Below are 25,561 nucleotides of genomic sequence, written 5' to 3'. Positions count from 1 at the left end.
ACTGAAATTAGCGCGATACAGAGCTTTCAGGTTGAGGGATTCGGTAGGCGACAAAATAGGCCAGACCGACAAAAATAGCACCACCCACGGCATTGCCAAGGAACACGGCAACAAAGTTAGGCAGGTATTCGGCCCAGCTCAGGTAGCCCGCAAAAATGGCAGCAGGAACAATAAACATATTGGCGACGACGTGCTGGAAGCCAATGGCAACGAACGCCATGATCGGGAACCACATACCGAAGATTTTGCCCACGACATCTTTACTGGCAAACGCAATCCAGGTGGCAAGACACACCAGCCAGTTACATCCTACACCAGAAATAAAGGCGTGCAGGAAATCCGCATTCACTTTTGCGCTGGCAACCGCGACGGTTTTCTTCAGGTAATCCCCTTCCGTCATTCCCAGCATATGGCCGAAGAACCAGGCGATGGTAACACTGCCAATAAAGTTGGCGAGGGTCACCCAGAACCAGTTACGTACGACACTCAGCGCAGAGATCTGACGCGCAAACCACGCAACGGGCAGCAACATCATATTCCCCGTCAGCAGCTCTCCCCCAGCCAGCACGGTGAGGATAATCCCTACCGGGAAAACGGCGGCTCCCAGCAGGGTGCCAAATGAACCCCAGCCAACAGGCAGTTGGGTTACCACATGGATATAAAGAAGAAAACCAAAGGCGATAAAAGAACCGGCGAGAAAACCCAGGATCAATAAAGAGGAAATCGGGGTACGACTTTTGATCACGCCTGCCTGAACAACGACAGCCGAAATCTCTTTTGGAGTGTGCAAGGACATAATAGCTCTGGTGTTGTGAGTTGCTGGTAAAGTGCCAGATTTCGCCGCTCTCTGAAAATAGGTGATCATCCGTCACGGAGTAGGCCTGGCATTCAAAATCCGGCGCAGTCTTGCATGCTCAATTAACAAAAACAAGTAGCTTTTAGGCTCATTATTAACCTGTGTTTAACAAAATACACGGCAGCAACCGTGTAATGCGTAACAGGTGTGATAAAAACAGTGAGTTAGCGCTTTTATTGGCCTGTTGACGTCTTTTTCAGCGATCGGTCTCAGAATGTTATTTTGCCGTTGACACCAACCCCACTGTTTCATATTATCCCCGCCGTCAACACGACAGAGTTTTTCGGCTTGGGGGTATAGCTCAGCTGGGAGAGCGCTTGCATGGCATGCAAGAGGTCAGCGGTTCGATCCCGCTTATCTCCACCACATCTTCACCAGCAGATGGGGTGGCACCGAAAAACGCAGAGTTTAGTAGTGGGGGTATAGCTCAGCTGGGAGAGCGCCTGCCTTGCACGCAAGAGGTCAGCGGTTCGATCCCGCTTATCTCCACCAAATTCTCAATAATCCCGATGATGTACCCGTAATCTGCTTAGGCGGATTTTTTTTTGTCTTTTTTTAGCCGATCTTTGACGGGGCCGGGCATGCCCTAACCCCGATGTTGTTACGCCGTTAACACGTTAAAACCATGCGTACCGTCGCGAACCAGCTGCGCAACCAAACCATATTCCCAGTCGAGATAGGCTTACATCGCTTCCGGCGAGTTATCTGTGCCTTCATCAGGGCGACGGTAGCGATCGATACGGGGAAGCAGCAACGCAGTTTCTCCCTGAACCACGGGTAACCCGGCGGCTTTCCAGGCGGTATTTCCCCCTTTCAGCACGGTAACAGGCTTGGCGGTTAACTGCGCCAGCTGCGCCACCGCATAGCGCGCCAGCATACTGCTACCGCAGGTCACCACATATTCTTCGGCTTCGGGCAGTATGGCGACGCCCTGTTGCGTCAGTGCTGATATCTGTAGCCAGGCCGCCCCCGGAATATGCGCGTTGACGTAGTTGGCGCTGGTGGTGAAGTCCAGCACCTGGATATCCTGCTGTTCCAGTAACCCGGCAAGCTGCGCCGGTTCCACAGTGTCACCGGCGTGGTGAACCGCGGGATACGGTTGAGGATTTCGATATCCAGCTTCGACAGGGCGATGTGCGCCCGCGCCAGGGGGGATGTCGCAGTCGGTGGCAGATAAGATGATCCGCTGGATAGTGCAGGGGGCCGGTGATGGATTTGTGCAGATGCCTGCGTCACTGAATGGCTGTGCGGAGTATCAGGGAATAATGTTGCGCGAGCATCTTGCGGTGCCGCTGTAAAAAATAAGGGGCGATCGTTGATCGCCCCTCAGGAGTAAAACGGTTGGACCTGTGTTCCGGTCCAGGGGTGACCATCTGTTTCTGCGTAGGGGCTGACCATTTTTTCCGGTCAGCCCGCCCCGCTCTCACAAAACGTTACAGCACCAGACCCGCAATGGAAGCTGACAGCACGCTCACCAGCGTAGAGCCGTACAGCAGTTTCAGGCCGAAGCGTGAAACCACGTTACCCTGCTCTTCATGCAGACCTTTGATCGCCCCGGCAACGATACCGATAGACGAGAAGTTCGCGAAGGAAACCAGGAACACCGACAGAATGCCTTCAGCGCGTGGTGACAGTGTGGTCGCAATTTTCTGCAAATCCATCATCGCCACAAACTCGTTAGACACCAGTTTGGTGGCCATGATACTGCCGACCTGCAACGCTTCACTGCTCGGCACGCCCATCACCCAGGCAAACGGGAAGAACACGTAGCCGAGGATACCCTGGAAGCTGATGCCGAAGACGAAATCGAACAGGGCGTTGATGGCAGAGATCAGGGCGATAAAGCCGATCAGCATCGCGGCAACAATCACCGCCACTTTGAAACCGGCCAGAATGTATTCGCCCAGCATTTCAAAGAAGCTCTGGCCTTCATGGGTGTTACCCAGTTTCAGGTCTTCTTCATGGTCGACGCGGTACGGGTTAATCAGCGACAGCACAATAAAGGTACTGAACATGTTCAGCACCAGCGCTGCGACCACGTACTTCGGCTGAAGCATGGTCATGTAGGCACCAACAATCGACATCGACACCGTGGACATCGCGGTGGCAGCCATGGTGTACATGCGGCGCTCTGACATCTTGCCGAGGATATCTTTATAGGCAATAAAGTTTTCTGACTGTCCCAAAATCAGTGAACTTACGGCGTTGAAAGATTCCAGTTTACCCATGCCATTGACCTTCGACAGCACCGTACCGATGGCGCGAATGATGATAGGCAGAATGCGGAAGTGCTGCAAAATACCGATCAGTGCAGAGATAAACACGATAGGGCAGAGGACGTTGAGCCAGAAGAACGCCAGGCCTTTATCACTCATATTGCCAAAGACGAAGTTGGTCCCTTCCGCCGCGTACTTCAGCAATTTTTCGAACAGATCGGAGAAACCTTTAACGAACCCAAGGCCCGCTTCCGAGTTCAGGAAGAACCAGGCGAGCAGAACTTCGATCACTAAAAGCTGTACGACAAAACGGATACGGATGTTTTTGCGATCGCGGCTGACCAACAAGGCCAACAGGGCGACCACCGCCAGTGCCAAAGCAAAGTGCAGAATGCGGGACATATTTGCTCCAAATTAGAGGGCTGTTATATTTCGTTGCACATTCTATGTAACAAGAACCGGAAAAACGAGATCTATACCGCAATATAACAATTCCCTATTGCATCAGATTTCAGAAAAGCTTGAGCCGTCACATGTTTTCAACGGATTTGAACCCATTACGTTACGTTCAGGAACTTTAATGCTCGATTTACAAACACTTTGCAACACTCTTTTGCTGAAAAAATGCCCTCTTAGCGGGCAAGTGATTTCCGAATACCTTACAGTGAAAAGGGTTGCTGATTTTTTGGCTATGGCGTAATTTATTCCAAAGTATAGCCATTGCTATACTTCTTAGTAATGGCTATCACTGCAATCGGAATAACCATTCTAAATGCACTTGATAATCATTATCAAATAAAGGCACTATAGTTGCCGCGTGAATCGTCTCAGGGGTAGCCACTATGTTCGGAAGCCGCACTGCGGAGCAGAACATTCGCAGTAGTCGTAAAATCAAATTTGCCTTAATGGGGCCAGCCTTTATTGCGGCAATTGGCTACATCGACCCCGGCAACTTCGCCACCAATATTCAGGCCGGAGCTTCCTACGGCTATACCCTGTTGTGGGTCGTGGTGTGGGCGAACATCATGGCAATGGTCATTCAGTTGATGTCGGCCAAACTGGGCATCGCCACGGGGAAAAACCTGGCCGAACATATTCGCGATCGCTTTCCTCGTCCCGCAGTCTGGTTTTACTGGGTGCAGGCAGAAATTATCGCGATGGCGACCGATCTGGCGGAATTTATTGGTGCCGCGATAGGTTTCAAACTGGTGTTCGGCGTCAGTCTTTTACAGGGCGCGATGCTCACCGGGGTCGCCACCTTCCTGATCCTGATGCTGCAAAGTCGTGGCCAGAAGCCGCTGGAGTTGGTGATCGGTGGCCTGCTGCTGTTTGTCGCGGCGGCGTATGTGATCGAGCTGTTCTTCTCTCAGCCGAAAGTGGTCGATTTGCTACAGGGAATGGCGGTGCCTTCACTGCCAACAGCGGATGCTGTATTGCTGGCGGCGGGCGTATTAGGGGCGACGATTATGCCTCATGTCATTTATCTGCACTCGTCGTTGACGCAAAAAGGCGATGGTGCGACGCGCGGTGAACGTTACGCGTCCACCAAGCTGGATGTGGCAATTGCGATGACGATTGCCGGTTTCGTTAACCTGGCGATGATGGCAACGGCAGCCGCGACGTTCCACTTTAGCGGCCACAGCGGCATTGCCGATCTTGACCAGGCGTACCTGACCCTTGACCCGCTGCTGGGTAAAGCCGCCGCGATGGTGTTCGGTCTGAGCCTGCTGGCGGCGGGTCTGTCGTCTACGGTGGTGGGCACGATGGCGGGGCAGGTGGTGATGCAGGGCTTTATTCGCTTCCATATTCCGCTGCTGGTGCGCCGTGTGGTCACTATGCTGCCTTCCTTTATAGTGATTATGGCGGGCTGGGAACCCACGCGTATCCTGGTGATGAGCCAGGTGCTGTTAAGTTTTGGGATTGCGCTGGCGCTGGTGCCGCTGCTGGCCTTTACCGGCAACCGCGAGCTGATGGGCGATATGGTGAACTCGCGTCTGATGCAGAATATTGGCCGTGCGATTGTTGTCGTGGTGGTGGTGCTGAATGGTTATCTGCTTGTCTCAATGGCGATGAACCTGCTGTAGGGGTCGATCATCTTTTCCGATCGACCCGTGTTTCTGGCCGACCGAAACTGATGGTCGGCCATTACGGTTCTGTAAATTACCAGCGGTCATGACGATCGTTGCGGTCACGCTCATGGTGACGTCGATCCTTCTCATGATGGCGCCATTCGCGGCGGCGATCGTGGTCGCGCCAGCGACGTTCTTTCTCCCATTCATGCTGACGGCGCATCTCTTCATGACGTCGCCATTGCTCGTGTCGCCACCAGCGGCCTTCATCGTAACGATAGTTATTGCGCCACCAGCCATTGTCGCGCCAGCGGCCGCCATCCCAGTAACGTCCACGATCGTCGCGGTCGCCTAAATGCAGCGTGATGCCAGGTGCCAGTGTAATACGGGCGCTGTCGGCGTGAGCTGTGTGCATCGCCAACGGGGATAAACTTGCCAGCAACGTGGCAACAAGCAATAAGCGTTTCATATTATCTCCTTTATCGGTGGTCTGACTTCTCCACCGTAGAAGCACAATATAAACACTTCACCGGGATTACGCCTGGCGAACTCTGAAAAAAGACGTAACAGATCGATTTGGGATTTATCTGGAGGGGTGGGCTGGCCGAAAAACAGACCAGCCGCGTGAGCCGTTAGCCTAAAATAGTTTCGATCTCCGCCAGTTCATCAGCGCTGAAGCGGCGGTTACCCAGCATCTGTACCGCATCATCAATCTGGCTGGTTTTGCTGGCACCGATCAGCACCGAGGTCACGCGGTCGCCACGCAGCACCCATGCCAGCGCCATCTGCGACAGTTTCTGCCCGCGGCGCTGCGCCAGCGCATTCAGGCGCTGAACCTTATCCATTGTCTCTGGCGTCAGCTGATCGCCACTCAGGAAGCGGCTGCCGCTGGCGGCACGGGAATCCTCAGGGATGCCGTTAAGGTAGCGGTCAGTCAGCATGCCGCCTGCCAGCGGTGAGAAGGCGATGCTGCCAACACCCTGTTCCGCCAGCACGTCCAGCAGGCCCGTTTCAGGGGCGCGTTCAAACATCGAATACTTCGGCTGGTGGATCAGGCAAGGTGTTCCAAGGGCTTTCAGCAGGGCGATCGCCTGCGCCGCCAGCTCTGCCGGGTAGTTGGAAAGCCCAACGTACAGCGCCTTACCCTGGCGTACCAGATGGTCAAGGGCGGTCATGGTCTCTTCCAGCGGCGTTTCCGGGTCCGGGCGGTGATGATAGAAAATATCCACGTACTCCACGCCCATGCGTTTCAGGCTCTGGTCCAGGCTGGAAATCAGATACTTGCGTGATCCCCAGTCACCGTAAGGGCCATCCCACATGGTGTAACCGGCTTTGCTCGAGAGCACCAGCTCATCACGATATGCACGGAAATCTTCACGCAGAATGCGGCCAAAATGCTCTTCTGCCGACCCCGGAGGAGGACCGTAGTTATTCGCCAGGTCAAAATGAGTGATACCGTTATCAAACGCATGACGCAGCAGGTCACGACTGTTGTCTACGCGGGTACTGTCACCAAAGTTATGCCACAAACCGAGGGAGATGGCCGGGAGCTTCAGGCCGCTGCGCCCGCAGCGGTGATAGGTCATTGTCTCGTATCGCTGGGCATCTGCTTGATAAACCATGAATAAATCCTGTTGTTAACGCGTTGGGGTCATTGAACAGCATAGTAGTGTATACGGTTACACTAAATGAAATCGCGCGGCGGATCGCAACTTAAGGATAATTCCTGGCCCGTAACGATCTGTTGCCAATTCGCCCGGCGTCTTTCCGATAACAGAGTGAAAATAATCGCTAATACTGAGATCAGGTGGCACAGAGGAGCAGGGCGATGAACAGCTATACAGTGGGTGACTATCTGCTTGCGCGGTTAAATGAAATCGGTATCGATCATCTGTTTGGGGTGCCCGGTGACTACAACCTGCAATTTCTCGATCATGTCATTGACCATCCCCGGCTGGCCTGGGTTGGCTGCGCCAATGAACTGAATGCTGCTTATGCCGCTGACGGCTACGCTCGCTGTCGCGGGGCCGCAGCACTGCTGACCACCTTCGGCGTTGGTGAGTTAAGCGCCCTGAACGGCGTGGCGGGCAGTTACGCTGAATATCTTCCAGTGATTCATATCGTTGGCGCACCATCGCAAACCTCACAGAACAACGGCGAACTGCTGCATCACACGCTGGGTGATGGCGATTTTGGTCACTTCCTGCGCATGCATCGGGAAATCGCCGTGGCCACTGCGGTGCTGACTGCCAATAACGCGGCGGCAGAGATTGATCGTGTCCTGCTGTGTGCGTTAACCGAACGCCGTCCGGTCTATCTGCTGCTGGCAACCAATGTGGCGGAAAGCCCGCTGTCGCCGCCCGATCATTCTCTGACGCTGGCCCCGGATGTTGACCAGCAGCAGCTCGCTGCCTTTGCGGATGCCGCCGAAACCCTGCTGGCTGCGGCGGGCAGCGTTGCCATGTTGGCGGATTTTCTCGCCGACCGAGCCGGGCAGCAGCCCCTTTTACAGCGCTGGCTGGCTGAAGTCCCGATGCCGTTTGCCACGCTGCTGATGGGCAAAAGCGTGCTGCCGGAAAACCAGTACGGCTTTGCCGGAACCTATGCCGGTTCGTCCAGTGCGGAAAGCACCCGGGCCGTGATAGAGCAAAGCGATGTGCTGCTGGCGATTGGGGTGAAATATACCGACACCATTACCGCCGGGTTTACGCAAAATATCAGCCATAGCCGGACCATTGCTGTTGGCCTGCATGGCTGCCGGATCGCCGAACGTGAGTTTTCGCGCATACCGATGGCGGCTGCGCTGGCAGTGTTGTATCAACTGGCCCATCAGCATGGGCACGGCTGGCAGCGGGGGATTGTCGCACCGCCAGAAATGGACAGCACAAGGTCGGACAACCTGACGCAAAGCACCTTCTGGCAGGCGATACAGGACTTTCTGCGCCCTGGCGATATCGTGCTGGCCGACCAGGGGACTGCGGCATTTGGCGCTGCCGCACTGCGTTTGCCGCAGGGCGCACGCCTGCTGGTGCAACCGCTGTGGGGATCGATTGGCTACACGCTGCCCGCCGCCTTCGGTGCGCAGACCGCGCAACCGCAGCAGCGGGTGGTGCTGATCATCGGGGACGGATCGGCGCAGCTGACGGTGCAGGAGTTAGGAACCATGCTGCGTGACGGGCAAAACCCGGTGATCTTCCTGCTGAACAACGACGGATATACCGTGGAACGGGCGATCCACGGCGCACAGCAGCGCTATAACGATATTGCCCATTGGGACTGGACACGTCTGCCACAGGCACTGAATGTCGACAGTCAGGCGCAGAGCTGGCGCGTGACGCAGACGGTGCAACTGTGGGAGGTGATGGCGCTGCTTGAGGCGCGTTCATGCCTGTCGCTGGTGGAGGTGGTGCTGCCGCAGCAGGATATCCCGCCGCTGCTGGCGTCTGTGACGCGGGCACTGCATCAGCGTAACAGTCGTTAACCACCGTTTGACTCGCAATTCAGACAGTTGCCCGTGGGAAATAGACACTAATCCCGTTAAGGTAGCGCTGACCAGATTTAACGCTCACCTTTTTCCCGGTGGGCGTTGTTGTTTTAGCGAGGGAAATTTATAGTGTGTCTAATTGACTTGAGCGGAGCAAAACAATAATGACCAGCTATGCCTTGGTAGGTGATGTCGGCGGCACCAATGCGCGCCTGGCACTGTGTGAAGTTGAAAGCGGTGCTGTTTCACAAGCCAAAACGTTTTCCACAGCAGAGTATGACAATCTTGAAGCGGTGATCCGCGCTTATCTCGATGAGCAGCAGCAGGACATCAAACATGGCTGCATCGCCATTGCCTGCCCGATCACCGAAGACTGGGTTGAAATGACCAACCACGACTGGGCGTTCTCCACCAGTAAGATGAAAGCCAGCCTGGGCTTTGACACGCTGGAAATCATCAACGATTTTACGGCGGTATCGATGGCTATCCCGATGCTGACGGAAGAGCATGTGTTGCAGTTTGGCGGTAAAGCGCCAGTGCAGGGCAAACCGGTGGCCGTGTATGGCGCAGGAACCGGTCTGGGCGTGGCGCATCTGGTCCATGTTGATAAACGCTGGGTCAGCCTGCCGGGTGAAGGCGGTCATGTTGATTTCGCCGCTAACAGCGAAGAAGAAGACCAGATCCTCGAAGTGCTGCGCGAAGAGCTGGGCCATGTGTCTGCCGAGCGTATTCTCTCCGGCGGTGGGCTGGTGAATCTCTATCGGGCGATTGTTAAATCAGATGACCGGGTGCCAGAAAATCTGAAACCGCGTGATGTCACCGAACGCGCCTTGCAGGACAGCTGCACCGACTGCCGTCGTGCGCTGTCGATGTTCTGCGTGATTATGGGGCGTTTCGGTGGCAACCTGGCGCTGAATCTGGGCACCTTCGGCGGCGTCTATATCGCCGGGGGCATTGTGCCGCGTTTCCTGGAGTTCTTTAAAGCCTCCGGTTTCCGTGCGGCATTTGAAGATAAAGGGCGCTTTAAAGATTACGTCTCCGGCATTCCGGTTTACCTGATCACCCACGATCAGCCAGGCCTGCTGGGCGCGGGTGCTCACCTGCGTCAGACGCTCGGTCTGGTGCTGTAACCCCCCGTGCGACGCAACTGATACGGCAGATTACAGCCGCATCAGTTGCCGAAACTCTTTCACCTTACTGCGGCTCACCGGCACCTGGAACTCAAGATCGCGCAGCTTGAGAATATAGGTGTTGTTAAACCAGGGTTCGATCTCACGAATTTTGCTGAGATTGACGCAGTAGGAGCGGTGGCAGCGGAAGAAATACTCATCCGGCAGCCGCTGACAAAACTCCGTCATGTTCATCGACATCACATACTCTTCACGCCGTGTGTAGACAAACGTCAGCTTTTCATGGGCTTCCGCGTAGTAGATATCGTTAATATCGGTGACGATGATGCGTTCATCTTTCACCAGATTGATGGTATGCGGTGCCGGGCGCGTGGCCGCCGGACTCTGTGAAGCACTGCTCTGCACATGATTTTCCAGCTTACGCAGCAGCGTAATGAGGCGCATCTCGGACCAGGGCTTGAGAATGTAGTCGAATGCTTCCAGTTCGAACGCTTCTACCGCATGCTCTTTGTAGGCCGTAATAAACACGATCAGCGGTTTATTGGCGAACTTACTGATATTTTGCGCCAACAGCATGCCATCGAGTGACGGAATATTAATATCCAGAAAAATCACGTCGACCTGGTGGGTTTGCAGATACTTCAGGACGTCCAGCCCGTCATCAAACGTCGCTTCAATGGTGATCTGGCTGTGCTCGCGGATCAGCCAGCTCAACTCCTGTTGGGCCAGAAACTCGTCTTCTACAATGATTGCTTTCACGTCACACCTCGGGTTCAGGCCAATGAAATAGTGGGTTTTTCTGGCAAACCTGCACCATTTTTACTGATATAGAAGGCAATCTCCGTGCCGGGGTTCAGGCGGTGAATATGCAGCCCTTCGCCGTACAGCAATTTCACCCGGTGATGGACATTCAGCAGACCGATTTTATTCCCCGGCATCTCATTACGTTCCACCCGCGCAATCACATCTTCACTGATGCCCTGTCCGGTATCGCGCACCGCGATGCGCACCCGATCGCCGAGGTCGTGAATACTCAGCGTCACCACGCCTTTCCCACGGAAGGGATGAATGCCGTGCATAATGGCATTCTCCACCAGCGGCTGGATCAGCAGGCTGGGCAGTGAGCAGTTTACATCCTCTTCGATATCATAGATCACCGTCAGCTTGTCGCCGAAGCGTGCCTGCTCGATGGCGATGTAGTCCTTAACCTGATACAGCTCTTTCTTAATATCGATGATCTCGTCATCGTTCAGTTCCAGGTTATAGCGCAGATAACGGGAAAGATTGGTAATCAGCTGGCGCGCGGTGTCCGGGTTAATGCGGATCGACGAAGAGATCGCATTCAGGGCGTTAAACAGGAAATGCGGGTTGATTTTGCTCTGCAATGCCCGCAGTTCGGCTTTGTTAGCCATTTCACGCAGCTGTTCAGCGCGAGAAACTTCCAGCTGCGTTGAGATAATCTGCGACAGGCCCACCGCCATCTCTTTCAGCGACCAGGTGATGCGGTGCGCATGACGGTAGTAAATCTTCAGCGTACCGGTGACTTCGCCTTTCTCCCACAGTGGAATAACAATCATCGAATGAATTTCAGGGGTACGGTGGGCTTCATCATTGTTCTTAATAATGATTTTCCCTTCCGAAATCGCCGCCGCGGTGGTCGGGCTGATGCCATCATCGCCGTCGCGGTAGTTCTCTTCCCCCACGCCGACATAGGCAAGGATCTGGGTGTTGTTGGTCATCGCCACCGCATCGGCATTGATGTCGTCACGAATAATGTGGCACACCTGACTGAGCGACTGGCTGTTGACCTGGCGGAACAGCGGCAGGGTTTTATTGGCAATATCCAGCGCCAGCTTGGCCTGACGTGCGGCAATGGCTTCTTTTTCACCCTCAACGCTTTGCACCAGCAGAACGATAAGCCCGATGCTGGCCGCACCGAGGATCATCGGAATGGCGATTTCCGAGACAATCTCCAGCCCCAGCGTAGTCGGGGACGCCCAGGCCACAATCAGCAGCATGGTCAGTGATTCGCAGGCCATCCCGCCAATAATCCCGATGCTCCAGCGTTTCTCCTTGACCACTTTCAGGTTGATCCAGCCAGAGACGATCCCGGCGACAATGCTGGTGATCAGGCAGGGCACCGAGGTGACGCCATCAATGTCGATCAGGAAGCGGTGCGTCCCGGCAATCACCCCGGTCGCAATTCCCACCCAGGGACCGAACAGGATCCCGCCGGACATAATCGCAATGGTGCGAACGTTCACCAGCGAACCTTCAACGTTGATCCCGGTCCAGGTACTGAACAACGCAAACAGTGAAAAGATGGTGGTGACGGCGATCAGTTCCTGGCGCGAATGCTCATCTTTTTGCAATAGCTGGCGGAAATGGCGGGTACGGGTAATAAAGAACAGGCAGATTAACATCAGCGCTGCGCGGTCAAACACGGCGAGCAACATCTCAAACATCGAATGCACGGGCGTCTCGGCTGGTGGGGATAATGTGCCTATGATAGGGAAAGTGGGGGGGATGTGCCAGGCATCACCGCGAGGGAATCGGTAAAACTGTCTCTGGATCAATTTTTGGAATGCAGCGTAGGGGTCAGGCATGCCTGACCCGGAGTGATCCTGGACGAGGCGTGCCTCGCCCCTACGTCATGATGAATATTAATCGCCCTGGAACTGCATCTGTTTCCTTCCTAATGGCGTCAAATCGTCTTCCGTTGCCCGGCCAGCAAAATCGACCTCAAAATTATCCGCAGCAAAATCCGGTGGCGAACGCCCGTCTACAAAGGCAGGCCACTGGCGCTGCAAATAAGCCGCATTTTTTTCGCACCAGGGGGCGGCGGCGATATACATCACATTGCTGTCGAACTCACCCAGATGCTCATTTTCCACCGCATGCACCACGTCGCAGTGCCAGAACACCGTGTCGCCCGGCTCCATATCAGGAATAGAGGAAAAACCTTCAAGTAAAAGAGGATGGAATTTTGCACTCACCGATAAAGCACGCCCTGGCGCGGCACCGCACAGATCATCCTCAGCCACATCATCCTGCAACGCGCGCAGTAAAATCCATGCCATCGCATTGGCCATCGGCAGCAGTTTCAGCGTGCCGCCGTGTTTACGCTGCGGCGTCAACGCGGTCCAGCCCTGGAATGTACGGAACATTGAGCAGACGGCGGGAGAGGGGAACTCGCGCACCCCGGTACGCCCTTCGGCCTCAAACGGATTATATTGCTGCCAGTTTCCGCTAAAGACATGGCGGTAAACGTGACGGAAATTCTCATCCAGCCAGCGCTCCAGTGAACCGCCATCAACGTGCGGCGACAGGCCCAGTGAACCAGAATGAGGCGGACGGCGACGAATGCGGTCGGCGTAGCTGACAATACGCGTGGGATCGAAGTGCTGCTCGCCCGCGCTTTCCGTCTGCCAGAGGGAATTGAGGAACACCTGCACCGCCTGCATCCGCGCATCCTGCCGCGCCTGCACCTGTGGCTGTGACCAGTAAACGCCGTAAATCTGTGGTTTACCCTGCTTCAGATCGCCGAAGTAATTATCTTCCGCCGCATTTTTCAGCTTCTCAACAAACTGATTATCGTCGAGGTAGCGGCCAATCTCATCGTTCCACTCTGTGGCCTGCGGGCGGGAAAATACGCCGCGTACCGTGCAGCAGCCACGCTGACGGATCTGGTTTTTTTGCTGTTCAGTGACGCGATGATTGAGGATATCGCTGGCATCAAGCTGCGGCACCGGATGTTTGCCACGCTGCTGCTCTGCGTTGAGGGCATGGATCTGGCGGCGCATCTCGTCATCCAGCTCGGCAAAGACCTCGCGGTAGTTCGGAAGCTGCTGGCGCAGCTGATGTTTGATCGCGCGAATAGCATCCGGGATATTGTCAATTTTGAGATGGGACATTGTCGTTCTCCTGTGACAAATTCATTATCATGGTGTTACTGCTGCGGGTCATTACACGGCGAAAAAGCGGCAGATAAAAGAGATGTGTTCTTTGTGGTTTTTCCCCTTTTAGCGAGATGGCATATGCAACTCACGACTGAGCGACTGATCCTGACCCGGCTAAAGCCGGAAGACTGGCAGCTGTTCCTGGCGGTACACAGTGACGAAACCTGTATGAAATTTATCAGCGCAGTGCCGCAGCTGGCCGATATCCGCCAGCGTTTTCATGACCGTCTGGCCCCCTGGCAGGTGACGAGTTTTCATATGCTGTGCCTGGTCGTGCGGCGCAAAGAGGATGGTCGGGCGGTAGGGCTGATGGGCGCCAACCCAGAGTGGGCACCGCATCGCCAGGCGGAAGTGGGTTACTCGCTGCTTAGCGACTGTTTCGGTCAGGGCTACGGCAGCGAAGCGCTGGGCGCGCTGTGTGATTTTCTCTTCAACGACTGTGAGTTCCACAAGCTAAAAGCGCAGGTGGTGGAAGGGAACCATGCTTCGCGCCGGGTGCTGGAAAAAACCGGCTTCGCGCTGGAAGGGACGTTACGGGATAATTATCTGTTACGCGGAAAATGGGTGAATGACTGGCAGTTTGGGCGCCTTAATCCGGCCCAGTGAAAAATTTTATTCTGCCTCTCGACAGGTTATAGAAATGTAAGATATGTTGATTCCTCGACCACCGCAGTGGTCAGCGTCGCTCGGATGGTCCGGGCGCTTACGTGAATCAGAGGTTGCTATGACTGACAATAATTCCCCACGTCGTTTTTCCCGTATTGATCGTCTTCCCCCGTACGTTTTTAACATCACCTCCGAACTGAAGATGGCAGCACGCCGTCGCGGTGAAGATATTATCGACTTCAGTATGGGTAACCCGGACGGCCCAACGCCGCCGCATATCGTGGAAAAACTCTGCACCGTGGCACAGCGTGAAGACACGCACGGTTATTCTACCTCGCGCGGTATTCCCCGTCTGCGCCGCGCGATTTCACGCTGGTATGCCGACCGCTACCAGGTAGAAATCGACCCGGAGTCGGAAGCGATTGTCACCATTGGCTCCAAAGAGGGGCTGGCGCATCTGATGCTGGCGACGCTCGATCACGGCGACACCGTACTGGTGCCGAATCCCAGCTACCCGATCCATATTTACGGCGCGGTGATCGCCGGGGCGCAGGTGCGTTCTGTGCCGCTGGTGGCGGGCGTCGACTTCTTTAACGAACTGGAACGCGCCATTCGCGAAAGTTATCCGAAGCCGAAAATGATGGTTCTCGGCTTCCCGTCAAACCCGACCGCGCAGTGCGTGGAACTGGACTTCTTCGAGCGGGTGATTGCGCTGGCGAAACAGTACAACGTGCTGGTGATCCACGATCTCGCCTACGCTGATATCGTCTACGACGGCTGGAAAGCCCCGTCAATCATGGAAGTCCCGGGCGCACGCGACGTGGCGGTGGAGTTCTTTACGCTGTCCAAAAGCTACAATATGGCGGGCTGGCGCATCGGCTTTATGGTCGGTAATAAAGAGCTGGTGTCTGCGCTGGCGCGCATCAAAAGCTACCATGATTACGGCACCTTCACCCCGTTACAGGTGGCGGCGATTGCTGCCCTGGAGGGCGATCAGCAGTGCGTGCGCGATATTGCCGAGCAGTACAAACGCCGACGTGACGTGCTGGTGAAAGGCTTGCACGAAGCAGGCTGGATGGTGGATAACCCGAAAGCCTCGATGTACGTCTGGGCGAAAATTCCCGATCACTATGCACATATGGGATCGCTGGAGTTTGCCAAACTGCTGCTACAGGAAGCGAAGGTCTGTGTGTCGCCGGGGATCGGTTTTGGGGATTACGGTGATACGCACGTGCGCTTTGCTCTGATTGAAAACAGTGACCGTATTCGCCAGGCCGTCAGAGGCATTAAAGCGATGTTTCGTGCCGAGGGTATTTTAGCGGGTGCCAGCAAAAGCGGCGAAGACGAGATCTGAAAACAGTAAGGGTCAGGTGTTCCTGACCCCTTCACTTTTATCCCTACAGCATCAGATAGAAAGTGCCAACCCAGATTAACAGGATAAAAGAGATTCCCATCAAAGCATATTTCACGAACAGTTCCTCTAAACGCCTAAAACAGGCAGGATCGAGCGCTAATTTACCCGCATTCCCCTGCGAAATAAAGGTGATTGTTTTGGGATCTTTCTCACATTAATGCATTTCTAATTCCGGAACCACGGACATACCGACGCGCAGTCGTGGCAGGTCTGGCTGGCCCGGTTCCAGCACGATTTTTACCGGCAGGCGCTGCACGACTTTGGTGTAGTTTCCGGTCGCATTATCAGCCGTGATCGCCGCAAAGGTTGAACCCGTAGCAGGGGCAATACTGTCAACATGGCCGTGCAGCGTCACGCCTGGCAGGGCATCGATTGTTACTGAAACAGCTTGCCCCTGGGCCACGTGTGCCAGCTGGGTTTCAAGGAAGTTTGCCACCACATAGCTCTGCTGCAAGGGCACGACCGCCAGCAGACGCGTCCCCGCCGCGACCCACGCACCCTGACGAACGGCCCGCTGGCCAACGCTGCCGGAAATTGGCGCGGTGATCTGCGTATAGGAAAGGTTGAGCTGGGCCTGATCGACGCTGGCCTGCATCGCCGCAATATCGGCATCCGCCTGTTTCACGCTCGCCTGTAAGACGGCGACTTCTTTACGCGCAGCCAGCACGGCAGCCTGGCTCTGTTTCACCTGCGCTGCGGCACTTAACATGGTGGCGCTGGATTTCTGTTGCTCATCGGCGGTTGCCGTGCCGCTTTTCAGCAGGCGGCGATAGCGGTCGGCGTTCTGCCCGGCGTAGCTCAGCGTCGCCTGGCTGGCACTGACGGCGGCTTCGGCCTGGGCGATGGTCGCTTTCTGCTGTTCCAGCTGGGCTTCAATACTGCTGCGTTTCGCTTCACTGACCTGAAGATTGGCGTTAGCGGTTTCCAGCGCCACGCGATAGTCGCGGTCATCGATGGTCGCCAGTACATCACCGGCTTTCACCTGCTGGTTGTCGGTGACATTGACCGTGCGGATATAGCCGGACACTTTGGGTGCCACCAGCGTGTAGTCAGCGGTGATCACGGCATCATCGGTACGCAGATGATGCCGATTGATTGCCGACCAGATGAAAAAGGCGACAGCCAGAAGTACCAGCAGCAGCAGTACCAGCAAAGAGGTGCGTTTAGCAGGTGTGAAGCTCATTGTTATGATCTCGATGTTTGCGGAGCTGAAGTTAACAGTGTTTGCGGCGGCCAGACGCGTTTTGGCAGCCAGGCCGTCAGTAGGATCAACAGCAGTGCGAAGCCAATAATCATCAGATAGCTGTCGCTGATGCTGAGGATCACCGCCTGATGTTTTACCAGCGTGCTGAAATGGCTGAGGTTCTCAACCGAGCTGGCCGACCCATCCGGCAGCAGCGGCATCATACTGCTTGCCGTATCGCTGCTGGTGGCGGTCATCAGCCACGGCCGGTTACCCAACTGATCGACCAGCGTATGGGAGTGAAACTTTTCCCGATGGGTGAGGACATTCTCGACCAGCACCCCGGCCGCGATGCTGGAAAACCCGCGTACGGTATTAAACATGGCGGAAGCGAAGGGACCTTCCGGCGGCTGCACCACGCTGGTGGCACTCATCAGCACGGGCAGGATCATCATTGGCTGACCAAACGCCTGCAATGCCTGAATGATCCAGAAATTCTGTCGCGCCCACTCCGATGTGATCTGCATCCCCAGCACGCAAGAGAGGATCATCAGCCCGGCACCAGCCGTCAGCATCCAGCGGCAGTCAATCCAGCGCAGATTGAGCAACGCGGCAAGCAGGGGAGCAATCACCAGCTGTGGCAGACCAATGGTCAGCGCCAGTGGAGCAAACTGCGCAGTACGGAATCCTTCAATCTGAGCCAAATAGGCGGAGGGCAGCGCCGAACCCGACAGCGCCACCATCAGTACGCCCGCCAGCACCAGCAAACCGTGCGTCAGGTTTTTACGTTGCAGCATTTGCAACCGGAACAACGGCAGCGGATGGAACCATTCATTAATAAAGAACACCACCAGCAACGCGGCGGCACTCAATAACATGCCGCCGATCAGCGGCGACTGCAGCCAGTCCAGCCGTTCGCCCTGCGTCAGCGCCAGCACCAGTAGCGCGATGCCGCTGCAACCGGTCAGCATACCCAGTGCGTCAATCTGGCGGAAACGCTCCAGGCGCAGCGGGTCCTGCGGCAGTCCCCAACCGATCATCAGCGTGGCAATCAGACACGGTGGGATCACCTGCCAGAAGGCAAACTGCCAGCCAACGGAATCGGTCCAGAATGCGGCAAGGGATGCGGCCATATTCGGGCCAAATGTTGCCGTCATGGCATAAGCGGCCAGCCCGTAAAGTTTGATACCGGGTGGCAGAAATCGCAGGGCAACCGTCATCAGCATCGGCGGCAGCGCGCCACCAAAGATCCCCTGAATCACCCTGAGGGCAATAAAGCCTGAGGCGTCCGTCACCAGCGGTTGTACTGCCGCAATCAGGCAAAATCCGAAGGTGACCGCCAGGGTGAAACGGCGCAGGGAGAAGGTCACCGCGAACCACGGGGCGATCATCATGGCAGCCACTTCTGCCGCCTGGTAAGCAGACGTGATCCAGCTGGCGGTGTCAAAATCGATCCCCAGCGCCGTGCGAATATCGGCCAACGCCAGGTCGGTTACGCGATCGTTAAAACCGGAGCTGAGTGCCGCGATCAGCACACCCACCAGGCCCAGTGCGAGGCGAAGAGTAAAAGGGTGCGGAGGTGGCATTGTCGCTGGCTGGCCATTCATAGCAGGTATCCTGACGAGAATTATTATCGATGCAGTGTATTGCATCGTGATACATTTGCCGGAATATTACATGGTGATGCGCTGTATTGCAATGTGATACAGCGTGTCCAATAAGCCAAATAGTGCTAGAGTATTTGCCGATGACAAGGAAAGAGAATCCCTAATGTTTGAGTCCGCAACCTGCCGTGATGACGAACGTATCGGCGGCATTCAGGTGATTACGCGTGCCGCGAAAATTCTTGATGCGCTGGGCGCTAAACCGAACGGCATGAGCCTCGGTGAAATCGCGCTGGCGGTCGATCTGCCGCGCTCCACCGTGCAGCGCATTGTTAACGCGCTGGATTCCGTACAGCTGGTGCGTAGCCACGGCGCGGCCGGCGGCGTGCGTCTTGGTCCGGCACTGCTGCGACTGATTGCCAACGTCCACACTGATGTGGTGGCCATCGCTCAGCCGTGGCTGCAGGCACTGTGCGACACCACAGGAGAAACCGTGTCGCTGGCGCGCGCCAGCGGCCTGCAACTGGCGATTGTGCATTATGTTGTTGCCGATCGTGAGCTGCGGGTGGTGCCACGCATTGGCATGAATCTGCCGCTTTACAGCACTTCCGGTGGCCGTGCGCTGCTGGCGCTGGAGAGTGATGAAGCCGCCAGAGAACTGGTCGGCGAGGCTTATCAGGCCATCACCGAACTGACCGTGCGCGATTTCCCCGCGCTGCTGGCACACTTAACTGAAATTCGCCGTACTGGTCTGGCGTATGACCGGGGCGAAACGCTGGAAGGGATCTCCACGATGGCCGTGGCGATCGACACGATTCTGGGACGCTTTTCCATCAGTCTTCTGATCCCTGGTGCCCGTTTCCAGCGGCATGAAGCGCGTAATCGTGAGGCGATCCTCAAATGCAAAGAGGCGCTGATCGATGAAATTGGAAAAGTCGCATTACGAGACTGACAGGAGAAGGGCTATGAAAACGCTTTTGGTCGCTGTTGATAATTCGGTGATTGCCCGCAAAGTGATTCAGCTGGCGACCGAACAGGCACTGGCCTTGCAGGCTGAAGTGGTGGTGCTGTGCTGTGTGGATGCCAGTTATGCGGCATCCGGTCCGTTTGATATTGAAGCGGGTGAAGATCCCGGTGATTTCGGTCTGGCGCTGGATGAGCAAAATACCGCAGAAGCCGTTGTGCGCCAGGCGTTAGCCGAGCTGCACCGTGCGGGGGTGGTAGCGCGAGGGCGCGTTGCCGCCGGGGAGTCGGCAGAAACCATTGTGGCCCAGGCAAACAGCCTGAACGCAGCGATGATCATTATGGGTCGTCGTCATCTCTCCTCCTTTAACCGTCTGCTGAAAGGCTCATGCAGTGCTGCGGTGATTGAACGTGCCGGTTGCCCGGTATTACTTGACGTGCGCGCCGACTAAATTTTTCACGGGCCGGCGATCCGGCCTGATAACTTCAGGGTTTTGTTTTGATTTCTCACGCTATTCTTACCTCGCTGTTCTCCGCTCTGGTCTGGCTGGTCGTTATGGGTGCCCTTTTCAAACGTAAAAAGATGGCACCTGCAGTGGCGATCCTGCTGTTTTCAGTTCCACTGCTGGTCGGTAATCTTTATTACTACGGCTGGGTCAGCCCGGCACGCGAAAAGCAGGCTAAAATCGATGCCGCAGCGGCCTATCTGGCAAAACTCCCGGTCTGGCGGACGGTAAAAGTGCAGCAGCCTCTGCTCTACCGGCAGGCGCATGACCAGTTGATCGGCAACCTGGAAGCGGGGATGCCCGAGCCGCAGGCGATAGATCAACTGCGCCCGCTGGTGGCCGATCTGCTCAATCAGCGCATCAACGCCGCGCGCGACCAGGATCTGATCGACTATATGCAGGTTTCCCTTGAGCAGATGAAACAGATCCGTCAGCGCGGCCCGGATCAGTGTTTCCGCTTCCTGTTTCCCCAGGTGAAAGGCGGGGTAAACGTCAGTGAGCTGGTGCCGAAAACCCTGATGGATCGTGAGCTACAGGCGATGGATGTGTTGCTTAAACACAGCAGTGGCGTTGAGCAAACCGTTGATCTCAAACAGGGAAGAGTGCAGTTACAGGCGGTGGTCCGTCAGCTATATCAACGTTGGGGAAGCGACCTGCAAACGTTAAACACGCCAGCGGAAGCCGGGGTCAATGAGGCGAAACTCTGCGATATGACGATTGACCTTTATCAGTCCGTTCTGGCACTTACTGGTAAGGACTCGGCCAACGTTCTGCGTATAATTATTAGTGGAACAGGTAATTAATACCAAAAAAAAGCCCGCTCGCCGCGGGCATAAGTCATTCTAATTATAGCAAAAAATTTCCTGGTGTTGCGCAGACACCTTGCGATGTCTGGGTGCATAGTCGCACTGAAATCGCGCTGATGCTATTCATCTCCCTGAATCGATTCAATCGGTAAAACATTGCATAACTTAAGTAAAATTATGCAAATGCGCCGACGTCTGATAGCGCCGGGGGGCTGGGCAGCTCATGATGCGGCACTGGAAGAAGGGAGCCATGATGAAATCAAAAATAATCGGCGCACTTGCGCTACTGTTGCTGGCAGGTTGTACTTCCGGCAAACCCGGAGCCTATGAAAAGGTCGATGAAGATCCGGCAGTCAATACCGTTCAATACCGTTTTAATCCCGCCAGCGTGGATAAAATCGCGATGAATAAAGACGTTGAGCGTTATTGCAATGAACGCGGCTTTGATAAAGTTGAAGCGTTGCGGCCACAGGAAAGCCATGTGCCCGGCCTGGTGAAAGCCTGGTATCAATGTAATTACAGTATTAAAAGCTAAAAAAATAAGGGCGGGAAAATTCCCGCCCAATTTTTTGTCTTCATCTTTCTATTTTCTATTTACCCTAAATAATTCAAGTCCCCTCATGGGGCCTACTTTTGGTGCAGGAAGGCGGCAATCCCGAGAGTCCCCAGGAACATAGATAACTATGTGACTGGGGCGAGCGGGAGCAGCCAACGCTCCTGCAGCTTGAAGAATGACGGGTAATTATATTGCTGTGTGCAGGCTTTGCCCACCTATCTATAAATTCTTATCTGCCGCGTCCCGGTCTACCACCACCATGATGATACCCACCGTGATACCCGCCGTGATATCCACCACCACCGTGATATCCGCCGCCACCGCCGTGGTGAGGAGGGGCAATAATACAGCCGCTCAGCATAACAATCAGAGACACCACAGAGGTCGCTTTCATTATTGTTTTCATTGTCGTCTTCATGTTGTTCTCCTGCTCTTTTCAATGACTACAACTTTACGAAAGAAAAGTGGAGGAATAATGCTGTGAATGTAGATTTATTCAGGAAGTTATTTCCAAATAATTCCATATGTTCACTTAATGAATTCGATATTTTTAATAAAATAAGATAAGGACGAAAAAGGCAGGATAGCGGTGGGAATCATCTGAATAGTGGCGCTTTAATGCAACGCCCGCTGTCATGAATGGCAGCGGGCGTTTTTTTACAGGCTGGTGTTATCAGGCGTGTTGCAATTCTTTCTTCGCTACTGCCAGTTTATGCGGCATACGGATGGTTGCGGACATCAGCAGTGAAATCACCAGCAGCGCCATTATCAGGCTGAAGGTGACCGTAAAACCGCCGAACAGTGAGGCAATCAGCGATCCCATCACGCTACCAATCCCGAAACCGAGGTAAATCACGCCGTAGTTCTTGGTCAGATTGTTCAGGCCAAAGAAATCGCTGACCAGTGACGGATAAACCGTGATGGTGCCGCCAAAGCTGAAGGCAACACAGGCAATGGCAATAAAGAAGCTGCTTTCATTCATGTGGCTGAACAGCAGGATGCTCATGCCGACCATTGACACCACTTGCGCCAGGGTAATCACCCGGATACGCGCAACCTTATCGGACAGCACACCGAGTACCAGGCGGCCGCTGAGGTTGGCAATCGCGATGATGGTCACCGCGTTGGCGGCGGTCTGCGCGCTGAGGTGTACCATGCTTTCGCCGATATCCTTCGCCACGCCAATCACATACAGGCCGCTCATGCAGGCGGTCAGGAACATCAGTGCCAGCATCCAGTACTGCGGCATACGCATAGATTCTGCCAGTGAGTAATCGCGTTTCTCTGTGGATTTGCTGCCGGATGGCTGCTGTGCCGGAGCGTCTTTCATCAACAGTGCGCCAACGATGATCATACTCATCGCCATGCCGCCCCAGATCATAAAGGTGGTTTCCAGGCTGTAGACGCTTAACAGATAGCTACAGATAAACTTGAAGCCGAGGCTGCCCAGGCCATATGCGCCAATGGCACAGGCTGAAATCACGCCTTTGCGCTCCGGGAACCATTTCACGCAGTTTGATAACGTCATCAGGTAACCCGCGCCGTCGGCCAGGCCGACCAGCAGACCTGCGCTGAGATAAAGCATAAACAGGTTCTCGGCCTGCGAGGTCAGCATCAGACCGACCGCCATCAGCAGGCCGGCGGCAATGGTCACGTTACGAACGCCAAAACGCTCCTGCAATTTTCCGGCAACGGATGAGGCCAGTGCCAGGCCAAGACTCAGCAAACCGAACGAGAAGGCCACCTGACTGATCGTGGTATCCAGTTTCATGGAGAGCTGCCCGTTAAACAGGCTCCAGGTATAAACCGATCCCAGCGCAAATTGGGTAATGATGGTACCGATCAGGGTTAACCAGCGGGTGCGGTTAACGCTGCTGCCTGCAGTTGGTGTGTTCATGGATATCTCCCGGTGGGAATGCTAAGAATCTTGAATTAGCACAATAATAAAGTCGGCCATCTCAGGGCGGGGGAAAAAAGGCATGAACTGCCAGGAACAGGGAATGAAATGCCTTCAGCGCGACATGAATGGCGGATATCTGGCGTGAACGCAGAATAAATGACAGGCTTAGAACTTGATATATATCAAGTTATTAAGTGAAATTAAAGTTTTGTCAACGCGCGGCCGATGATAGTTATTGATGGTATGTCGATAGAACCTACCCGCATAACGATAAAAATCACTCTTCCTTTCACTCTTTCACTTATCTCTGATTGTCGATTTCAATTTTATTTTCCGAGGAAATCATTATGTCGTGGGTTCCAGTTCGTCTGTCAGGGAAATTGACGTTAGGTGGTGTGTTTATGTTGTTACTCACCTGCGTCGTCGTCTATCTGGCGATTTCGCTTCGCGGTCAGCCGCGCGTGATCGAGGCCAGCAACAGCTTAATTCAGCAAACCGGTGAGAATATCGTCGGTCAGCTTAACCAGCAGCTTATCCGCATCGAAGGAGAAGGCGTCAGCCTGGCCCGACTGGCGGAAGCGTTGCCACATGATGAGGCGCTGGTGAAACAGGTCTTGCCGCAAATCATCGACAGCAAAGGGGATAAGAGTATCGCCGGGGGCGGCATCTGGCCGGAACCCAATGCGTTCAGCGAGGGTGTGGCACGCCGCAGTTTCTTCTGGTCGCGTAACGCCAGCGGTGGGCTGGATTATTCGGACGGCTACAACGACCCGGCCGGTGCGGGTTACCACAACGAAAGCTGGTATACCTCCAGCCGCACGGCGTCTGCCAACAAGTGCAACTGGTCCGAAGTCTACCAGGACCCGGTTTCCAACGTAAATATGGTCACCTGTAGCGTACCTTACAGCCACGGCGGCGCTTTTGCCGGGGTCGCCACCTTTGATGTCCTGCTGGATAACCTCTCCGGCTTTATGCAGCGCCACGGCAGCAGTACCGGGGGGTACGCTTTTGCGCTCGACCAGGCCGGAAACGTGCTGTATTTCCCTGGCATGAAAGATAAAGCGCTGAAAAAATTCAGCGATCTGGCGCAGCAACAACCCTGGCTGGCACCGATTGTTGCCGGGGTGAAAACGGCAGGGTCTGCCAGCGGCACCACCACACTCAGCGCTATCAGCGATGAATGGCTGCACCAGGATGCACAGGTTACGCTGTTCCGCATGGCGGATACGGGCTGGATTATTGGCCTGGTAACCCCGCAGGCAGCCGTGACCGCACTGGCGCATAACATTATGCAGGACATCTTTGTGCTGCTGATCCCGTCATTGTTAGTGCTGCTGGTTGCCTCGTGGTTTATCTCGCGTCAGATTTCAGGGCGGCTTGAGTCCACCCGTAAAGCGCTGGATGACATCGCTCACGGTGATGGCGATCTGACCCGACGTCTGGATACCTCCGGCCGCGATGAGATCGCCGATATCGCCGTATCCTTCAACCAGTTTGTCGACAAGATTGCCGGGGTGATCACCAACGTGCAGTCGAGCGGAGTGCATGTGGCGCACAACGCCAGCGGGCTGGAGCAGAGCAACCAGGAGCTGACCGATAAGATCAGCGAGCAGGCAGCTGCGGTAGAAGAGAGTGCTGCCGCGATGGAGCAGTTAAATGCCACCGTGCAGCAGAATGCCGAGAATACGCGCCTGGCCGATTCCTTTACTGAACAGACGGCGCAGATTGCCCGCAGCAGCAGTCAGGTGATGCGACAGCTGATCGATACGATGGAGACGATCAAAGTCTCTTCCAGCCGTGTGGGTGAAATCCTCAGCGTGATTGATGGTATTGCATTCCAGACCAATATCCTGGCACTGAACGCGGCGGTGGAAGCGGCACGAGCCGGTGAGCAGGGGCGTGGTTTTGCCGTGGTCGCTGCGGAAGTTCGTGCGCTGGCACAGCGCAGTGCAACAGCCGCCCAGGAGATCAAAGCACTGATCGGACAGTCTGACAGCAATGTGCTGACCGGCAGCAAGCTGGTAGAAGGCGCAGGACGTCAGTTAGAGGAACTGGTTAAAGATGTGCTGAAAGTGAAAGAAGTGGTGGGCGAGATCCGTGTCGCCGGTGATGAGCAGAGTAAAGGTATTGCCGAAGTGACGCTCGCCGTATCGCAGATGGAACGCAGCATTCAGCAGAATCTGGCACTGGTGCATCAGACAGCAGAAAATACCCATGCCCTGCATGCGGAAGCCTCGCAGCTGGCAGAGGATATCTCGGTGTTTAAAGTGGCGTAATCCCTCCATCCCGCACCGGTGTCAGCCGGGGCG

General features: G+C 55.1%; 22 protein-coding genes, 2 tRNA genes and 1 pseudogene. 12 read left to right on the top strand and 13 right to left on the bottom strand.

Annotated elements, in window-relative coordinates:
* Positions 1-7: 7 nt before the first annotated feature.
* Positions 8-796, bottom strand: a complete 789-nt coding sequence (locus ACFL9S_RS19510; RefSeq protein ID WP_405263508.1) for a formate/nitrite transporter family protein — start codon at positions 794-796, stop codon at positions 8-10.
* 350 nt (positions 797-1,146) lie between these two features.
* Between ACFL9S_RS19510 and ACFL9S_RS19505 the strand changes: the two genes are divergently transcribed.
* Positions 1,147-1,222 (top strand) — tRNA-Ala (locus tag ACFL9S_RS19505).
* A 50-nt stretch (positions 1,223-1,272) separates the two neighbouring features.
* Positions 1,273-1,348: transfer RNA gene (locus ACFL9S_RS19500), tRNA-Ala, on the top strand.
* 109 nt (positions 1,349-1,457) lie between these two features.
* Here ACFL9S_RS19500 and ACFL9S_RS19495 read toward each other — a convergent pair.
* A pseudogene (locus tag ACFL9S_RS19495) lies at positions 1,458-1,928 on the bottom strand (rhodanese-like domain-containing protein); the annotation flags it as partial.
* 361 nt (positions 1,929-2,289) lie between these two features.
* Complete coding sequence (locus tag ACFL9S_RS19490; protein ID WP_405263507.1) at positions 2,290-3,474, bottom strand: NupC/NupG family nucleoside CNT transporter; 1,185 nt, start codon at positions 3,472-3,474, stop codon at positions 2,290-2,292.
* A 440-nt stretch (positions 3,475-3,914) separates the two neighbouring features.
* On the opposite strand from ACFL9S_RS19490, the gene ACFL9S_RS19485 reads away from it, so the two are divergent.
* Positions 3,915-5,156 (top strand): Nramp family divalent metal transporter, encoded by a 1,242-nt coding sequence (locus tag ACFL9S_RS19485; RefSeq protein WP_405263506.1) that lies wholly within the window; start codon positions 3,915-3,917, stop codon positions 5,154-5,156.
* A 76-nt stretch (positions 5,157-5,232) separates the two neighbouring features.
* Here the strand turns inward: ACFL9S_RS19485 and ACFL9S_RS19480 are convergent, their stop codons facing one another.
* Positions 5,233-5,610 (bottom strand): DUF2502 domain-containing protein, encoded by a 378-nt coding sequence (locus ACFL9S_RS19480; RefSeq protein WP_405263505.1) that lies wholly within the window; start codon positions 5,608-5,610, stop codon positions 5,233-5,235.
* A 163-nt stretch (positions 5,611-5,773) separates the two neighbouring features.
* On the bottom strand, positions 5,774-6,763 hold the full coding sequence (mgrA, locus tag ACFL9S_RS19475; protein WP_405263504.1) for an L-glyceraldehyde 3-phosphate reductase: 990 nt from the start codon (positions 6,761-6,763) through the stop codon (positions 5,774-5,776).
* A gap of 206 nt (positions 6,764-6,969) precedes the next feature.
* Between mgrA and ACFL9S_RS19470 the strand changes: the two genes are divergently transcribed.
* Positions 6,970-8,622 (top strand): alpha-keto acid decarboxylase family protein, encoded by a 1,653-nt coding sequence (locus ACFL9S_RS19470; RefSeq protein WP_405263503.1) that lies wholly within the window; start codon positions 6,970-6,972, stop codon positions 8,620-8,622.
* A 167-nt stretch (positions 8,623-8,789) separates the two neighbouring features.
* Complete coding sequence (gene glk, locus ACFL9S_RS19465; protein WP_405263502.1) at positions 8,790-9,755, top strand: glucokinase; 966 nt, start codon at positions 8,790-8,792, stop codon at positions 9,753-9,755.
* Between the two features lie 30 nt (positions 9,756-9,785).
* Here the strand turns inward: glk and ACFL9S_RS19460 are convergent, their stop codons facing one another.
* The 3 genes from ACFL9S_RS19460 to ACFL9S_RS19450 form a co-directional block, all read right to left on the bottom strand.
* On the bottom strand, positions 9,786-10,514 hold the full coding sequence (locus ACFL9S_RS19460; protein WP_405263501.1) for a LytR/AlgR family response regulator transcription factor: 729 nt from the start codon (positions 10,512-10,514) through the stop codon (positions 9,786-9,788).
* Positions 10,515-10,528: 14 nt separating this feature from the next.
* Positions 10,529-12,211 carry a LytS/YhcK type 5TM receptor domain-containing protein gene (locus tag ACFL9S_RS19455; RefSeq protein ID WP_405263565.1) on the bottom strand — a complete coding sequence of 561 codons (1,683 nt, stop codon included), beginning with the start codon at positions 12,209-12,211 and terminating at the stop codon, positions 10,529-10,531.
* Between the two features lie 207 nt (positions 12,212-12,418).
* Complete coding sequence (locus tag ACFL9S_RS19450; protein WP_405263500.1) at positions 12,419-13,669, bottom strand: DUF1479 domain-containing protein; 1,251 nt, start codon at positions 13,667-13,669, stop codon at positions 12,419-12,421.
* 123 nt (positions 13,670-13,792) lie between these two features.
* Between ACFL9S_RS19450 and ACFL9S_RS19445 the strand changes: the two genes are divergently transcribed.
* Both ACFL9S_RS19445 and alaC read left to right on the top strand, forming a co-directional pair.
* A complete protein-coding gene (locus ACFL9S_RS19445; RefSeq protein ID WP_405263499.1) occupies positions 13,793-14,320 on the top strand; it encodes a GNAT family N-acetyltransferase in 528 nt (175 codons plus the stop codon).
* 118 nt (positions 14,321-14,438) lie between these two features.
* Positions 14,439-15,674, top strand: coding sequence for an alanine transaminase (alaC, locus tag ACFL9S_RS19440; protein WP_405263498.1), 1,236 nt, complete (start codon positions 14,439-14,441; stop codon positions 15,672-15,674).
* Positions 15,675-15,717: 43 nt separating this feature from the next.
* On the opposite strand, the gene ypdK is transcribed toward alaC, so the two are convergent.
* The 3 genes from ypdK to ACFL9S_RS19425 form a co-directional block, all read right to left on the bottom strand.
* Positions 15,718-15,789 carry a membrane protein YpdK gene (ypdK, locus tag ACFL9S_RS19435; RefSeq protein WP_156288194.1) on the bottom strand — a complete coding sequence of 24 codons (72 nt, stop codon included), beginning with the start codon at positions 15,787-15,789 and terminating at the stop codon, positions 15,718-15,720.
* A gap of 99 nt (positions 15,790-15,888) precedes the next feature.
* Positions 15,889-16,917: an HlyD family secretion protein gene (locus ACFL9S_RS19430; protein ID WP_405263497.1), complete on the bottom strand. Its 1,029-nt coding sequence runs from the start codon at positions 16,915-16,917 to the stop codon at positions 15,889-15,891.
* A gap of 2 nt (positions 16,918-16,919) precedes the next feature.
* Positions 16,920-18,524 carry an MFS transporter gene (locus ACFL9S_RS19425; protein WP_405263496.1) on the bottom strand — a complete coding sequence of 535 codons (1,605 nt, stop codon included), beginning with the start codon at positions 18,522-18,524 and terminating at the stop codon, positions 16,920-16,922.
* Positions 18,525-18,687: 163 nt separating this feature from the next.
* Here ACFL9S_RS19425 and ACFL9S_RS19420 point away from each other — a divergent pair, with 163 nt between their 5' ends.
* The 4 genes from ACFL9S_RS19420 to ACFL9S_RS19405 all read left to right on the top strand — a co-directional run bounded on the left by ACFL9S_RS19420 (position 18,688) and on the right by ACFL9S_RS19405 (position 21,331).
* Positions 18,688-19,473 (top strand): IclR family transcriptional regulator, encoded by a 786-nt coding sequence (locus ACFL9S_RS19420; protein ID WP_405263495.1) that lies wholly within the window; start codon positions 18,688-18,690, stop codon positions 19,471-19,473.
* 13 nt (positions 19,474-19,486) lie between these two features.
* On the top strand, positions 19,487-19,936 hold the full coding sequence (locus ACFL9S_RS19415; RefSeq protein ID WP_405263494.1) for a universal stress protein: 450 nt from the start codon (positions 19,487-19,489) through the stop codon (positions 19,934-19,936).
* A 47-nt stretch (positions 19,937-19,983) separates the two neighbouring features.
* A complete protein-coding gene (locus tag ACFL9S_RS19410; RefSeq protein WP_405263493.1) occupies positions 19,984-20,793 on the top strand; it encodes a hypothetical protein in 810 nt (269 codons plus the stop codon).
* A 256-nt stretch (positions 20,794-21,049) separates the two neighbouring features.
* On the top strand, positions 21,050-21,331 hold the full coding sequence (locus tag ACFL9S_RS19405; protein ID WP_405263564.1) for a hypothetical protein: 282 nt from the start codon (positions 21,050-21,052) through the stop codon (positions 21,329-21,331).
* Between the two features lie 240 nt (positions 21,332-21,571).
* Here ACFL9S_RS19405 and ACFL9S_RS19400 read toward each other — a convergent pair whose 3' ends face one another.
* Positions 21,572-21,694: a hypothetical protein gene (locus ACFL9S_RS19400; protein ID WP_405263492.1), complete on the bottom strand. Its 123-nt coding sequence runs from the start codon at positions 21,692-21,694 to the stop codon at positions 21,572-21,574.
* Between the two features lie 331 nt (positions 21,695-22,025).
* Positions 22,026-23,249, bottom strand: coding sequence for an oxalate/formate antiport family MFS transporter (locus ACFL9S_RS19395; RefSeq protein ID WP_405263491.1), 1,224 nt, complete (start codon positions 23,247-23,249; stop codon positions 22,026-22,028).
* 350 nt (positions 23,250-23,599) lie between these two features.
* On the opposite strand from ACFL9S_RS19395, the gene ACFL9S_RS19390 reads away from it, so the two are divergent.
* Positions 23,600-25,528 (top strand): methyl-accepting chemotaxis protein, encoded by a 1,929-nt coding sequence (locus ACFL9S_RS19390; protein WP_405263490.1) that lies wholly within the window; start codon positions 23,600-23,602, stop codon positions 25,526-25,528.
* Positions 25,529-25,561: the final 33 nt, after the last annotated feature.

Origin of the sequence: Erwinia sp. AnSW2-5 (assembly GCF_045107195.1) — a bacterium.
Classification (GTDB): domain Bacteria; phylum Pseudomonadota; class Gammaproteobacteria; order Enterobacterales; family Enterobacteriaceae; genus Erwinia.
The sequence above is the reverse complement of the archived record's forward strand: the minus strand, read 5'-3'. Positions and strand labels throughout refer to the sequence as shown.

Excerpts from the sequence above, each read along its gene's own strand:
- ACFL9S_RS19510 (WP_405263508.1), bottom strand. The coding sequence starts at position 796 with ATGTCCTTGCACACTCCAAAAGAGATTTCGGCTGTCGTTGTTCAGGCA.
- ACFL9S_RS19490 (WP_405263507.1), bottom strand. The coding sequence starts at position 3,474 with ATGTCCCGCATTCTGCACTTTGCTTTGGCACTGGCGGTGGTCGCCCTG.
- ACFL9S_RS19485 (WP_405263506.1), top strand. The coding sequence starts at position 3,915 with ATGTTCGGAAGCCGCACTGCGGAGCAGAACATTCGCAGTAGTCGTAAA.
- ACFL9S_RS19480 (WP_405263505.1), bottom strand. The coding sequence starts at position 5,610 with ATGAAACGCTTATTGCTTGTTGCCACGTTGCTGGCAAGTTTATCCCCG.
- mgrA (WP_405263504.1), bottom strand. The coding sequence starts at position 6,763 with ATGGTTTATCAAGCAGATGCCCAGCGATACGAGACAATGACCTATCAC.
- ACFL9S_RS19470 (WP_405263503.1), top strand. The coding sequence starts at position 6,970 with ATGAACAGCTATACAGTGGGTGACTATCTGCTTGCGCGGTTAAATGAA.
- glk (WP_405263502.1), top strand. The coding sequence starts at position 8,790 with ATGACCAGCTATGCCTTGGTAGGTGATGTCGGCGGCACCAATGCGCGC.
- ACFL9S_RS19455 (WP_405263565.1), bottom strand. The coding sequence starts at position 12,211 with ATGTTGCTCGCCGTGTTTGACCGCGCAGCGCTGATGTTAATCTGCCTG.
- ACFL9S_RS19450 (WP_405263500.1), bottom strand. The coding sequence starts at position 13,669 with ATGTCCCATCTCAAAATTGACAATATCCCGGATGCTATTCGCGCGATC.
- ACFL9S_RS19445 (WP_405263499.1), top strand. The coding sequence starts at position 13,793 with ATGCAACTCACGACTGAGCGACTGATCCTGACCCGGCTAAAGCCGGAA.
- alaC (WP_405263498.1), top strand. The coding sequence starts at position 14,439 with ATGACTGACAATAATTCCCCACGTCGTTTTTCCCGTATTGATCGTCTT.
- ACFL9S_RS19430 (WP_405263497.1), bottom strand. The coding sequence starts at position 16,917 with ATGAGCTTCACACCTGCTAAACGCACCTCTTTGCTGGTACTGCTGCTG.
- ACFL9S_RS19425 (WP_405263496.1), bottom strand. The coding sequence starts at position 18,524 with ATGAATGGCCAGCCAGCGACAATGCCACCTCCGCACCCTTTTACTCTT.
- ACFL9S_RS19420 (WP_405263495.1), top strand. The coding sequence starts at position 18,688 with ATGTTTGAGTCCGCAACCTGCCGTGATGACGAACGTATCGGCGGCATT.
- ACFL9S_RS19415 (WP_405263494.1), top strand. The coding sequence starts at position 19,487 with ATGAAAACGCTTTTGGTCGCTGTTGATAATTCGGTGATTGCCCGCAAA.
- ACFL9S_RS19405 (WP_405263564.1), top strand. The coding sequence starts at position 21,050 with ATGAAATCAAAAATAATCGGCGCACTTGCGCTACTGTTGCTGGCAGGT.
- ACFL9S_RS19395 (WP_405263491.1), bottom strand. The coding sequence starts at position 23,249 with ATGAACACACCAACTGCAGGCAGCAGCGTTAACCGCACCCGCTGGTTA.
- ACFL9S_RS19390 (WP_405263490.1), top strand. The coding sequence starts at position 23,600 with ATGTCGTGGGTTCCAGTTCGTCTGTCAGGGAAATTGACGTTAGGTGGT.